The 12,726-nt window shown below is 67.1% G+C and carries 14 protein-coding genes; 5 read left to right on the top strand and 9 right to left on the bottom strand.

Annotated elements, in window-relative coordinates; genetic code table 11:
- Positions 1–25 precede the first annotated feature (25 nt).
- The 4 genes from potA to F3J15_RS35200 form a co-directional block, all read right to left on the bottom strand.
- Positions 26–1,147: a polyamine ABC transporter ATP-binding protein gene (potA, locus tag F3J15_RS35215; protein ID WP_240159327.1), complete on the bottom strand. Its 1,122-nt coding sequence runs from the start codon at positions 1,145–1,147 to the stop codon at positions 26–28.
- Positions 1,148–1,649: 502 nt separating this feature from the next.
- Positions 1,650–2,117, bottom strand: coding sequence for a nucleoside deaminase (locus tag F3J15_RS35210; RefSeq protein WP_166897070.1), 468 nt, complete (start codon positions 2,115–2,117; stop codon positions 1,650–1,652).
- 107 nt (positions 2,118–2,224) lie between these two features.
- Positions 2,225–2,695: a cyanase gene (gene cynS, locus F3J15_RS35205; RefSeq protein WP_166897067.1), complete on the bottom strand. Its 471-nt coding sequence runs from the start codon at positions 2,693–2,695 to the stop codon at positions 2,225–2,227.
- A 30-nt stretch (positions 2,696–2,725) separates the two neighbouring features.
- On the bottom strand, positions 2,726–3,385 hold the full coding sequence (locus tag F3J15_RS35200) for a carbonic anhydrase (RefSeq protein ID WP_166897065.1): 660 nt from the start codon (positions 3,383–3,385) through the stop codon (positions 2,726–2,728).
- 113 nt (positions 3,386–3,498) lie between these two features.
- Here F3J15_RS35200 and cynR point away from each other — a divergent pair, with 113 nt between their 5' ends.
- Positions 3,499–4,395, top strand: a complete 897-nt coding sequence (gene cynR / locus F3J15_RS35195) for a transcriptional regulator CynR (RefSeq protein ID WP_166897062.1) — start codon at positions 3,499–3,501, stop codon at positions 4,393–4,395.
- Between the two features lie 75 nt (positions 4,396–4,470).
- On the opposite strand, the gene F3J15_RS35190 is transcribed toward cynR, so the two are convergent.
- Both F3J15_RS35190 and F3J15_RS35185 read right to left on the bottom strand, forming a co-directional pair.
- Positions 4,471–4,674 carry a hypothetical protein gene (locus F3J15_RS35190; RefSeq protein ID WP_069252835.1) on the bottom strand — a complete coding sequence of 68 codons (204 nt, stop codon included), beginning with the start codon at positions 4,672–4,674 and terminating at the stop codon, positions 4,471–4,473.
- A 34-nt stretch (positions 4,675–4,708) separates the two neighbouring features.
- Positions 4,709–6,028, bottom strand: a complete 1,320-nt coding sequence (locus F3J15_RS35185) for a DUF3422 domain-containing protein (RefSeq protein ID WP_166897057.1) — start codon at positions 6,026–6,028, stop codon at positions 4,709–4,711.
- Between the two features lie 161 nt (positions 6,029–6,189).
- Here F3J15_RS35185 and F3J15_RS35180 point away from each other — a divergent pair, with 161 nt between their 5' ends.
- A complete protein-coding gene (locus tag F3J15_RS35180) occupies positions 6,190–7,065 on the top strand; it encodes a LysR family transcriptional regulator (protein WP_011356411.1) in 876 nt (291 codons plus the stop codon).
- Here the strand turns inward: F3J15_RS35180 and F3J15_RS35175 are convergent, their stop codons facing one another.
- The 3 genes from F3J15_RS35175 to F3J15_RS35165 form a co-directional block, all read right to left on the bottom strand.
- Entirely contained in the window at positions 7,066–7,626 is a 561-nt protein-coding gene (locus F3J15_RS35175; protein ID WP_089486636.1) for a hypothetical protein, read from the bottom strand.
- A 141-nt stretch (positions 7,627–7,767) separates the two neighbouring features.
- Complete coding sequence (locus tag F3J15_RS35170) at positions 7,768–8,118, bottom strand: hypothetical protein (protein ID WP_069250625.1); 351 nt, start codon at positions 8,116–8,118, stop codon at positions 7,768–7,770.
- A gap of 224 nt (positions 8,119–8,342) precedes the next feature.
- Positions 8,343–9,263 carry a LysR family transcriptional regulator gene (locus F3J15_RS35165; protein ID WP_039369879.1) on the bottom strand — a complete coding sequence of 307 codons (921 nt, stop codon included), beginning with the start codon at positions 9,261–9,263 and terminating at the stop codon, positions 8,343–8,345.
- A gap of 325 nt (positions 9,264–9,588) precedes the next feature.
- On the opposite strand from F3J15_RS35165, the gene fae reads away from it, so the two are divergent.
- From fae to F3J15_RS35150, 3 genes are read left to right on the top strand one after another with little or no spacing between them, the layout of a single operon-like run.
- The gene (gene fae, locus F3J15_RS35160; RefSeq protein ID WP_031397394.1) at positions 9,589–10,113 is read left to right on the top strand and encodes a formaldehyde-activating enzyme; all 525 of its coding nucleotides are present in this window, start codon (positions 9,589–9,591) and stop codon (positions 10,111–10,113) included.
- Positions 10,114–10,161: 48 nt separating this feature from the next.
- Positions 10,162–11,184, top strand: coding sequence for an aldo/keto reductase (locus F3J15_RS35155; RefSeq protein ID WP_089446963.1), 1,023 nt, complete (start codon positions 10,162–10,164; stop codon positions 11,182–11,184).
- Positions 11,185–11,222: 38 nt separating this feature from the next.
- On the top strand, positions 11,223–12,674 hold the full coding sequence (locus F3J15_RS35150; protein ID WP_166897054.1) for an NAD-dependent succinate-semialdehyde dehydrogenase: 1,452 nt from the start codon (positions 11,223–11,225) through the stop codon (positions 12,672–12,674).
- Positions 12,675–12,726 lie beyond the last annotated feature (52 nt).

The following is a 12,726-nucleotide window of genomic DNA, read 5'->3' as shown; positions in this document are numbered from 1 at the left end:
AGCGGAGGTTCTCATCGTGGCGTCCTCACTGCGTCAGCACGACGCCGCTGGCCGGCGACCACGACACGAACACGTCGTCGTTCCACGCCGGCGCGTTGTCGTTCATCAGGTGCGAGCTCGACAGGTTCGACACGACCGTCTTGCCGCTCGGCAAGCGCACGTGGTACAGCGAGTAGCTGCCCATGTACGCGATGTCGGTCACGACGCCGCGCGCCCAGTTGTGTTTCGAGTCGGGTTTTTCGCGCGACACGTGAATGCGTTCCGGGCGCACCGAGATGCCGACCGGCATGCCGAGCGGGCCGGTGACGCCGTGGCTCACGTACATGCGCGCCTCGAGGTCGTCGCTCTCGACGAAGATGTGATCGGGCTCGTCCTCGACCACGCGGCCCTCGAACAGGTTGGTCGAGCCGATGAACTCGGCCGAGAAGCGGCTGTTCGGAAACTCGTACACCTCGCCCGGCGCGCCGATCTGCACGATCTTGCCTTCGCTCATCACCGCGAGGCGGCTGGCCATCGTCATTGCCTCTTCCTGGTCGTGCGTGACCATCACACAGGTCACGTCGACCTTCTCGATGATGTTCACGAGTTCGAGCTGGGTCTTCTGGCGGATCTTCTTGTCGAGCGCGGACATCGGCTCGTCGAGCAAGAGCAGCTTCGGGCGTTTCACCAGCGAACGAGCAAGTGCAACACGCTGTTGCTGGCCGCCGGAGAGCTGGTGCGGCTTGCGCTGCGCGTACTTGCTCATCTGCACGAGCGCGAGCGCATCGGCCACGCGCTCCTTGATTTCGTGCTTCGGCGTGCCTTCCTGCTTGAGGCCGAACGCGACGTTCGATTCGACCGTCATGTGCGGGAACAGCGCGTACGACTGGAACATCATGTTCACCGGGCGACGGTACGGCGGCAGCGACGCGAGGTCCTCGCCGTCGACGAAGATCTTGCCGGAGGTGGCGGTCTCGAGCCCGGCGAGCATGCGCAGCAACGTCGACTTGCCGCAGCCCGAGCTGCCGAGCAGCGCGAACAGCTCGTTTTTCGCGATCGTCAGGTTCACGTTGTCGACGGCGGTGCTGTCGCCGAACTTCTTCACGACGTTTTCGATGCGCACGAACGTGTCGTTCGGCTTGAGCATGTCCGTCGCCGGGCGATGCATCGCATCAGGTGTACTGAATGAATCCCGTTTCATGATGGTCCGTTGTAAGCAGGTAAGCGAATCTCAGGCGTCAGGCACGACCGGCCGGGCGGTCGCACGGTGCTGGCGGAGAGGAATCGAGCGACGCCTCGTCCGGAACGTATGGCGCAACGAAACAGGGATGAGGGAACGCACGGCGATCGGCGGCCATCAGTGGCGACCGACCGGGGGCGTCGCGCCGGCTGTCGTGAAGATTTCATCGGTTTTCATCGGGCTTTCCGCGCGTTTCTGTCGTCTCCAGTGCGAATTTTTAAACTCGTCAAAAACCTTTTGGATCGCGGATTTCGGTTCCGGACATTGAACGGGATCGATGTTTGGCGAGGCGGGAAAACGGGGGCACGAGCCGGCCCCGTGCAGCAGCGCGGACGCCCGGCGGCATGCGCGCCGCCGGGTGAAACGGAGGGTGGGGAAAACGAGCAGCCGGGCGGCTGCCACGCGCGGCCGGTGCGCCGCGCGGGTCACGTCACTTCGCGTTCAGTTCCTTCCAGCGCCGGTAGACGTTGATCGCATCGCCGTGCTTCTGTTGCACCATCGGCAACCGGCGTTCGTCGATCGGCTTTGCATATTCGGCGTAGAACGTGTCGAGCTCGAAATACTTGCGGTCGTCGCGGTAGAACGGCGCGTAGTCCTCGCGCGTCGTGATGTAGATCACGCGCTTCGGGCTGCAGTAGTACAGCGAACCGAGGCACATTGGGCACGGGCTCGCGAGAATGTAGATCTCGCAGCCGCTCAGGTGCTCGGTGCCGAGCTTGCGGCACGCATCGCGCACCGCGAGGATCTCGGCGTGCGCGGTCGGGTCGCGGGTCTGCGCGACGAGGTTCGGGCTTTCCGCGACGATCTCGCCGTCGCGGACGATCACCGTCGCGAACGGGCGGCCGCCCTCTTCCACGTTCTTCATCGCGAGATCGATCGTGCGCTTCACAAAATCCATGGCTGCGTCCTCGTTGAAACGGAATGGCGGGAACGTGCGCCGGCCGGCGGCCAACGCACGTCGGGCGGGAACCTGCGCGGCACCGCTGACACGGCGCCGCGCCGGCGTCAGAACGGCTTGGTCGGCAGGTACTTGCCGTCGAGCGTGATCACCGCGCGCGAACCGCCTTCGGGATCGTCGACCTTCGTCACGTCGAGCCGGAAATTGATCGCGCTGATGATGCCGTCGCCGAACTTCTCGTGGACGAGCGCCTTCAGCGTCGTGCCGTACACCTGCAGCATTTCGTAGAACCGGTAAATGGTCGGGTCGGTCGGCACGCGATCGTCGATGCTGCCGCGCAGCGGGATCATCTGCAGCAGCAACACCGCGTCGTCGTCGAGGCCGAGCTTGTCGGCAACGCTGCGCGCGGCTTCCGCCGGCAGCGCATGCTGGCCGAGCAGCGCGGCGGTCACGAACGCTTCGCTCAGGCCCGTGCCTTCGGTGAGCTGCGCGAACGACAGGTTCTTGCGCGCCTTCGCGAGCACGATAGTCTCCGCCAATGCGTGGCGGGCGGTCTGGCTGTGCTGGGACTGGATCATGGCAATTCCTCGTGGTGGGATAGGAGCGATTCAGGCCGCGACGGGGAGCGTCGCGGGCGTGGCGCGGACCTCGGGATGGTCCGCCAGGGAAACGAACCGGCCGGTCGCGCCGTCGTAGGCGTCGATGCAGCCCGATTCGATGTCGTAGACCCAACCGTGCAGCGCGAGACGCCCTTCTTCGAGCGCAAGCCGCACGGCGGGGTGCGTCTTCAGGTTCGCCAGTTGCGCGACGACGTTCTCGCGCACCATCGAGTCGATCCGCTCGCGTTCGCTGCGATGCGTGCGCGCCTCGTTCACGACGCGCGCCGAATCGGCGTAGCGCAGCCAGTGGCCGACGGCCGGCATGGCGTCCATGCACTGACAGGTGGCGATCGCGGTCATCGCGCCGCAATCGGAATGGCCGCAGATCACGACGTCGGTCACGCGCAGCGCGGCCACCGCGTATTCGACCGATGCCGACACGCCGCCCGGCTCGGGGCCGTACGACGGCACGATGTTGCCGGCATTGCGGATCACGAACAGGTCGCCCGGTTCGCGCTGCGTGACGAGTTCGGGCACGAGCCGGCTGTCCGAGCACGAGATGAACAGCGCCCGCGGGTTCTGGCTGCGCGCGAGATCGCGGAACAGCGCGGCGCGTTCCGGATAGGCGTCGCGCTGGAACTTCAGGAAGCCTTCGATGATGTCCTTCATCGTGTGTTCTCCGGTGCAGGTGGAATCGATGAAGGGCAGGTTACGCCGGACTTCCAATAACGTAAAAGACTGATTTATGATCTGCCCGATAAGCAGGACTTATAGGAACCGCCATGCTGCTGCGCCACATCCACTACTTCCTCGCCGTCGCCGAGCACCGCAGCTTCACGCGCGCGGCCGCCGCGCTGCACGTGTCGCAGCCCGCGCTGTCCCAGCAAATCCGCCAGCTCGAGGAGACGCTCGGCGCGCAATTGTTCGACCGCACCGGGCGCGTGACGCGGCTGACCGATGCCGGCGACGTGTATTTCCGCTATGCGCGGCAGGCGCTGCACGATCTCGCGGAAGGCCGGCGCGCGATTCACGACGTTCAGGATCTGAGCCGCGGCTCGCTGCGGATCGCGGTCACGCCAACCTTCACGAGCTATCTCGTCGGGCCGCTCGTCGAGGCGTTTCACGGCCGCTATCCGGACGTGTCGCTGTCGGTGCGCGAGATGTCGCAGGAGCGCATCGAGGCGCTGCTCGTCGATGACGAGCTCGATGTCGGCATCGCGTTCGAGGACGTGCAGACGGCGGATATCGAAGCGCAAACGCTGCTGGTCGAAACGCTCGCGCTCGTCGTGAACCGCGGGCATGCGCTCGCCGGCAAACGCAAGGCCGGCCTGCGCGCGCTGCACGACGCGCCGCTCGTCCTGCTAACGGCCGAGTTCGCGACACGCGTGCAGATCGACCGCTATTTCCGCGAGCACGACGTGCGGCCGCGCGTGTTGATGGAAGCGAATTCACTGGGGGCGGTGATCGAGATCGTGCGCCGCACGAACCTGGCGACGCTGCTGCCGGCGACGATCGCGACCGGGCACGACGATCTCGCTGCCGTCGCGCTCGATCCGGCCGTCCTGCGGCGCACGGCCGTGCTGCTGCAGCGCAAGGGGGCGTACCGGAGCGCAGCTGCGCGCGCGTTCGTCGAACTGGCGTTGGCGCAGCAGGCGGGGAAAGGGGGCAAAGGAAAGTGAACCGCGCCCGGCACGTCTCGAGACGTGCCGGGTCATGAAGGCCGGCGTTGCCCCGGACCGGGGCAAGCCATCGCGTCAGTTGTACCCGAGAATCGCCACCGCCGCGACGTCCGGTCGATCGATCGTATTCCCGACGAGCGACGTCATCGGCTCCTGCAGCACGGCCTGATACGACGTCACGCGCGGCTCGTCCGACGCACCCGGCTCATCCATCGCCGGCTCATCGAACGCGGCATCGAAACCGCTGAAGAACGCCGGTTGCTTCTGCGAAAAAGTCATCTCCATTCCTTTCATTGATTGTGTTTTCGATGTTCTAACCTACCTGCTTCAACGCCGCCGCATGCACCGGCGCGCCGTCGTGCGCGGCCTCCGATCGCGCCAGCTGCGCGCGCGTGCGCCGCGTGATGTGAATCACCGCGAACACGACCGGCGCGATCAGCAGGCCTTCCGCCAGCTCGGGATCGACCGGCAGGTTCATCACATGCAGCGCCTTGAACGCCGCCGTCGCGAGCGACAGCACGTAGTACGAAATGGCCGCCACCGACAGCCCTTCGACCGCGTGCTGCAAGTGAAGCTGATTGCGTGCAGTACGTTCCATGCCCGCCAGCAGGCGCGTCACGTCCTTTTCCTGGGCAAGATTCACGCGCGTGCGCAGCAGGTCGACCGCCCGCGCGATCCGCGCGGCGATCTGCTCGTGGCGCGCCCATACGCTGCGGCAGGTTTCCATCGCCGGCGCGAAGCGGCGCTCCATGAATTCGGCAATCGTCGGCATGCCTTCGATACGCTCCTCGCGCAGCTCGTGGATGCGCGCCAGCACGAGCTTTTCGTACGCCCGCGATGCGCTGAAACGTGCGCCCGATCCCGACAGCGATTCGACCCGCACCGCGAGATGCGTGAGCTTGACGAGCAGCGCCGTGTCGTCGCCGTCCGCGCCGCTTGCGTCCATCCGCTGCATCAATGCATGCAGCGCGGCGTGGATCTCGTCGAGTTCGCGGCTCATCCGGCGCGCGACGGGTAGCGCGAGCAGCGCCATCATCCGGTACGTTTCGATTTCATACAGGCGCTGCAGCAGCCGGCCGCCCTGCTCCTCGCGGAAATCCTCGTCGACCACGAGAAAGCGCATGAAGCCGTCGTCGCGCACGTGCCAGTCGCAGAACACCTTGCCGCCGCCGAGCACGTTGCTGCCGACGAGCGCGGGCCCGTCGATCCAGCGGCGCAGGTCGCCGCACACGAGCCGCGCGGCGTCGCCCGACAGCAGCTCCATGCGCACCGCGACGAAGCGGATGCCGGCCAGCCGCGCGAACCACGCGGCCGGAATGCCTTCGATCGCGAGATCGTCGAAATAGCCGGTGTCGCGACGCGGCGCGACGAACGTGAAGGTCGAGAATTCGGTGTGGCGTTCCCACTTCAGGTGCCAGCCGCTCGGCGACTGCACTGCGTAGTGTGTCGCGCCTTCGTGCGGCGCGGCGATGCCGGTCTCGCGGCACAGCGCGTGCAGCAGCGTTTCGTGGATGTCGGGCTGGCCGTCCGCGTAGATCGCGTAATGCGTGAGCGACACGGCTTCGGCGAGCCGCAGGAACGGCCGGGCATGCAATTCCGCGGCCAGTGCGGCGCGCAACGGATGGTCCATCATCGAGACACCACGCTTTCCTGTTCAGTGCTGCACGCCGGCTCGGCCGGCCCGAACGCCGCGCCACCCTCGGGTGAAACGTCAGCGTGATCGCACTATGGCAGACACACAGCAACAATAAAAACGCATAATGCTGATCGTTACGTTCAGTTTTCCTGATACCCATGAAGATGCTCGATCACGACGTGCTGGCCACCGTCGTCGCCGTCGCGGAAACCGGCAACATGACCCGCGCCGCCGAGGCCGTGAACCGCTCGCAGTCGGCCGTGAGCATGCAGATCAAGAGCCTGGAGGACGCGATCGGGCGGCCGCTGTTCGTGCGCAAGCCGCGCAGCATCGTGCTGACGCGCGAAGGCGAGGTGCTGCTGGGATTCGCCAGACGAATGCTGGCGCTGCGCGACGAGGCATGGGCGGCCGTGGTGCGGCCGGAAGTGACCGGCAAGGTCGTGATCGGCGTGCCGGACGACTATGCATCGTCGCTGCTGCCGTCGGTCCTGAAGAAATTCTCGGCGACCTACCCGAAGGTCGAGATCCAGGTGATGGGGCTGCCGAGCAGCGCGCTCGCGCCGCTGATCAAGGACGGCACCGTCGATCTCGTGTGCGGCACGCGCATCAAGGGGCTGTCCGGCGACTTCATCCGCCACGAGCCGATGGCGTGGGCCGCGATGACGAACGGGCCGCGCGTGTGGGAAGAGCGGCCGCTGCCGATCGCGGTGTTCATGCCGGGCAGCGTCGCCCGCGAGAACGCGATCCGCAGCCTGGAGCGCGCCAAGGTGCCGTACCGCACCTCCTATGAAAGCCCGAGCCTGCTCGGGCTCCTCAGCATGGTCGAAGCCGGCCTGGCCGTCGCGCCGCTCGCGCGCTGCGCGATTCCCGCGCAGCTGTCGATGCTCGGCCGCTCGCACGGGCTGCCCGACCTGCCGCCGCTCGAGCTGATCCTCGCGCGCAGCACGAAATCGAAACGGCCGCCGTGCGACTTTCTCGCGGAACAGCTGATGGAAGACCTGCAGCGGCAGACCGGGCAGACCGGCGACGCGTGATCAGCGCGTCGCGCCGAACCCGGCCGCGCCCAGCGCCGCGTTGACGGTCGCGGCGACCGTATCGACGAGCGCCTCGAGCGTATCGCCGCGCACCAGCCGGTGTTCCGGCGCGACGTGCTCCTTGCGTTGCCAGCCCCACTGCGCGCCCGACGCGACCGAAAGCGCCGCGCCGAACGTGTTGCCGTGGCGGAGGCCGAAGGTGCTCACGCGCCGCTCCGCCACATAGTCCTGTTCGGGCAAACGGAGCCGGATCTCGACGGCGACCTGGTCGCGATCGTTGACCCGCGCGGCCGGGCTGACCGTCGACGCGAACATCTTGCCGATCCGCCAGGTCACGCAGGTTTCCCACGCGGCGAGCGGCCCGCCGGCCGCGTCGACCCCTTCGGTGTCGACCGACCACTGATGCCGGTCGGGTACGACGATCGCCTGATGCAGCAGCACTTCGGCCACGCGCACCGTCGTCACGAGCTGACGCGCGAGCTGCTGGCCCGACGGCAGCGATGCCGTCCTTACGCGGCGGCTTTCCGGCCGCGCGACAGGTACTGCTTCCATGAGGTCCATGACCCCTCCGTATTCAGGATCGGCGCCGCGCACGCGGTGCCGCGCGCCTGTCCGCCGTCCGTCGACGGACAGCACGGCGACCGGCAATCGGGCGGCGGATCAGACAAGCCATTCAGGAGCGAGCAATAACCGTTCCTCGCTTCACCGCGCCTTCGGCCCGATGCGCAACCGTCGCGCAACCGGCCCGATCACCGCATCGGCCTGCTGCGCGATCAGCATGTGCAGCGTGAAATCCAGGTCTTCCGGCGCGATGTCGAAGTGCACGTGAACCACGTCGCGCACGGCGCGCGCGCTGACGACGTACACGCCGAGCGGGGAATGCAGCAGCGCCGCGAGGCGGGCGTGCGCGTGTTCGCCGGAGTCGGCCGTCAGCGTGACGGGCAACTGCAGGCGCGGGCGCGGCGGCGGGAAAGGAATGACGTTGCTGCGTGCGCCGGCGTGCAACTGGCGGCCGGCGGCATTGAAGGCGGGAACGGGATGAATGAAGGTCATGGAGCGGACGGAAGCCGTCTCGGCTGTTCGACACATCCCCAGCTTAGAAGAGACGACATAAACGTCGTGCAAAAAAACGCACCGCCGATGCAAAAAACGGCATCGGGGACACAACACGCCAGCGGGCGGCGGCCGGCCGTGCGGTCGTCATGCGCGCGAGGGGGTCGCGCGCCACGGCGCGCGTCGACCTCGCCCGCGCCGCGTTCGCCCGTCAGTTCGTCCCGTTACGCGGCGAAGGCCTCGAGCGACGCGCGCCGCCGCTCGTCGACCATCGATTCGATCAGCGACACCAGATCGTCGGTCAGCGGATCGCAGATGCCCGGCGAGCGATGCAGTTCGAGGTCGGCCGCCGGCAGCGACGGAAAGCCGTCCGACTCGTCGAGCACGCGCCAGTTCTCGGGCAGCGTGCAGCGATCGATCATCGTCACGGCCGCGCCGTGGTTCACCGCGATCTTGATGCCGGTCGGGCTCTGGCTCGTGTAGACGACATGAAACGACCGGTCGGCCGTCGCGAGCGCCTGCAGCCCGCGCTGCCGGTAGCAGCACGTTTCCGGGAACAGCGCGAGCGGCACCGATGCATGGCGGTCGAGCGCGAAATCGCGGTGCGCGGCCCACACGACGTCGTGCCGGCCGAGCACCCGCCCGCCCGCGCCGGGCCCGTGCCGCACGACGAGCGCCACGTCGAGCTCGCCGGCCTGCAGCCGTTCGAGCAATTCGAGCGACATCCGGCAATGCACGTGCAGGCGCGCACCCGGCCGCATCGCATAGAACGACTTCAGCAGGTCTGGCAGCCACAGCTCCGCATAGTCCTCGGGCAGCCCGAAGCGCACGACGCCGCGGTCGCTGCTCGCCTGCTTCAGCGCGAGGATCGCGTCGTTCTGCACCTGGATGATCCGGCGCGCATGGATCAGGAAATTCTCGCCGTCGCGCGACAGCTCGAGCCGCCGGCTGTTGCGCATGAACAGGTGCGTGTCGAGCCGCTCCTCGAGCGTGCGGATGCGCAGGCTGATCGTCGATTGCGTGCGATGCAGTTGCCGGGCCGCCGCGGTGAAGCCACCGCTTTCGACGACCGCGACGAATGCCCGGATCAGTTCCGGATCGAGCGAACTGAGCTTCGACCAATCGGGCTTTTGAATGGCAGCCATCGAAATTACTCGCTTTCGAAAAAAGAAGGGAAGACGAAAGATAGGGCTCGGAGTACGCCGATTGTTGTCCGGATGCGCTCGGCCCTCCAACCCCTGCCCGGGTATGACAAACCCGGAGCCGGTACGCGAATGCCCACCCGCCGATCCTGCCCCGCCCGCCGTTACGACCACGGCCGAGGCCCGCCCGGCGGGCATTCGCGTGCCGGATTCAGGGCTTTCCCGGAGACGACGAAAACTCATGGCCCGATCAGAAAACATCGATTCACCGGCCGCATCCCGGCCCACCACAATCGCCTCACACCCACCTCATCGACGAGACACCGCAATGACCGCATCCCAACCCAGGCAGCTTTACATCGGCGAAGGCTTCGAAGGCCCCGGCGTCAACCTTGCGCACATCAACGTGCTGGTCGGCCCGCGCAACGGCCCGGCGGGCCAGGCGTTCGCCACCGCACTCGCGACGCCGTCGGCCGGCCATGCGCCGTTCGTCGTGATCGCGCAGCCGGGCGTGCCGACCAAGCCGCTCACGCTGTACGTGAACAAGGCGCAGATCGCCGGCGATTTCCACGGCAATGCCACGTGGGGCGCATCGCAGGCCGGCATCGCGAAAGCCGTGGCCGAAGCGCTCGAGAACGGCACGCTGCCGCCCGAAGCGGAGAACGACTGGGTCGTCGTGTCGGCGAACTGGGTGAACCCGCAGACCGACGATCTCGACGCCGTGTTCGAGAACAACTACCGCGCGTGCCGCAACGCGATCGTCGCAGCGATGGAAGGGCTGCCGCATCGCGACGCGGTGTTCGCCGCCGCGCGCGACGTGTCGAACCCGTTCTACACCCCGAAGAAAAACTGACGACGACAAGCGGCCGACGCGCGACGGACGGCCGCATCTGGAGGAAACATGGAATACGTCCGCCTCGGCCAGTCCGGCCTGAAGGTGTCCCGCCTGTGTCTCGGCACGATGAACATGGGCACCCCCGAATGGAAGCCCTGGATCTTCGACGAAGCGCAGAGCGAGCCGATCGTGCGCCGCGCGCTCGACGCCGGCGTCAACTTCATCGATCTCGCGGATTTCTATTCGACGGGCGTCGGCGAGGAAGTGGTGGGCCGCATCCTGAAGCGCAACGCGCGCCGTGAGGAGCTCGTCGTGACGACCAAGGTCGGCTACGACATGGGCAGCTATCCGAACGCGGGCGGCCATTCGCGCAAGCACGTGCTCGACGGCATCGACGGATCGCTGAAGCGCCTCGGGATGGATTACGTCGACATCTTCATGCTGCACTTCTTCGACGTGAACACGCCCGTCGAGGAAACGATGAGCACGCTGCACGACATCGTGCGCGCGGGCAAGGCGCGCTATATCGGCGTGTCGACGATGTACACGTGGCAGTTCGCGAAGATCATGCAGGCCTGCGAACGAAACGGCTGGGACAAGCCGATCAACATGCAGCTGCAGCTGAACCTCGCGTATCGCGAGGAAGAGCGCGAGATGGTGCCGTACTGCATCGACCAGGGCGTCGGCGTATCGGTGTTCAGCCCGCTCGCGCGCGGCCTGCTCACCTGCGAGCCGCAATCGACGCGCAACCAGACCGACTTCTTCACCGCGCAGATGTACGGCGATGCGTCATCGCTCGCGATCGCCGCATCCGTCGCGAGGGTCGCGAAGCGCCGCGGCGTGCCACCCGCGCAGATCGCGCAGGCATGGGTGCTGAGCCGCCCCGGCATCGCGAGCATGCTGGTCGGCGCGGATTCCGTCGCGCAGTTCGACAGCGCGCTCGGCGCGCTCGAAACGCAGCTCACCGACGAAGAGCTGCACGAGCTGGAACGCAACTACACGCCGTGCGACCTGATCAACGACTACACGGCCGGCAAGCGCATCGCGCGCGAATCGCGTCCGGCGCAGGGCAGTTTCGTGACGGAATGAAGGACCGAGGCTCCGACGCACTGAAGGAACGACACACAATGAATGAATTTCTGAGGACTGGCCATTTCATCGGCGGTGAATGGCACGAATCGCATGGCGCGAGCGATGCAACCTATCCGGTGCTGAACCCGGCAACCGGCGAGACGATCGCGAAGGTCGCGAAAGGCGGCGCCGACGACACGCAACGCGCAATCGATGCGGCAGCACACGCGTTTCCGGCATGGCGCGCCCTGACCGCGAAGGAACGCGGCGCCCGCGTGAAGCGCTGGGGCGAGCTGATGCTCGAGCATCGCGACGCGCTCGCCGAGCTGCTGACGCGCGAGCAAGGCAAGCCGCTCGCCGAAGCGCGTGGCGAAGTCGCGTATGCGGCGAGCTTTCTCGAATGGTTCGCGGAAGAAGCGAAGCGCATGTACGGCGACGTGATCCCGAGCCCGAAGCCGAACTCGCAGATCGTCGTCACGCGCGAGCCGGTCGGCGTCGTCGCGGCAATCACGCCGTGGAATTTCCCGCTGGCGATGATCACGCGCAAGGCCGGCCCCGCGCTCGCGGCCGGCTGCACGATGGTGCTGAAGCCGTCCGAGGAAACGCCGCTGTCCGCGTTCGCGCTCGCGGTGCTCGCCGAGCGCGCGGGCGTGCCGGCCGGCGTGTTCAACGTGGTGTCGGGCGACGCGGTCGCGATCGGCGAGACGCTGACGAGTTCGTCCGTCGTGCGCAAGCTGTCGTTCACGGGTTCGACGCGGGTCGGCAAGCTGCTCGCGAAGCAGTCGGCCGACACGCTGAAGAAGCTGTCGCTCGAACTCGGCGGCAACGCGCCGTTCATCGTGTTCGACGATGCCGATCTCGATGCGGCGGTCGAAGGCGCGATCGCGTCGAAGTTCCGCAACACGGGCCAGACCTGCGTATGCGTGAACCGCTTTCTCGTGCAGGACGGCGTGTACGACGCGTTCACGCGCAAGCTCGCAGATGCCGTGCGCAAGCTGCGTGTCGGCAACGCGCTCGCGGGTGAAGTCGACCAGGGGCCGCTGATCAACGAAGCGGCGCTCGGCAAGGTCGAGCGGCACGTGGCCGACGCCACCGCGAAGGGCGCGCACGCGCTCACCGGCGGCAAGCGTCACGCGCTCGGCGGCACGTTCTACGAGCCGACCGTGCTGACCGGCATGACGGCCGACATGCTGATCGCCGAAGAGGAAACCTTCGGCCCCGTCGCCGGCTGCTTCCGCTTCGCGACCGAGGAAGAGGCCGTGGCCGCGGCCAACGACACGCCGTTCGGGCTGTCCGCGTACTTCTACACGCGCGACCTCGGCCGTGCGTGGCGCGTGTCGGGTGCGCTGGAGAGCGGCATGGTCGGCGTCAACGACGGGATCATCTCGACCGAAGTCGCGCCGTTCGGCGGCGTCAAGCAATCGGGGCTCGGCCGCGAAGGCTCGAAGTACGGCCTCGACGAATACGTGGAACTCAAGTACACGCTGATGGCCGGCCTCGGCCGCTGATCCCCGGCCGCTCCCCGCGGTCGACCCGCGCCGCGCGCCGCCCGGCCGCGCG

It is taken from the genome of Burkholderia sp. Ap-955, assembly GCF_011753045.1.
In the GTDB taxonomy this organism is placed as follows: Bacteria; Pseudomonadota; Gammaproteobacteria; order Burkholderiales; family Burkholderiaceae; genus Burkholderia; species Burkholderia lata_D.
The sequence above is the reverse complement of the archived record's forward strand: the minus strand, read 5'-3'. Positions and strand labels throughout refer to the sequence as shown.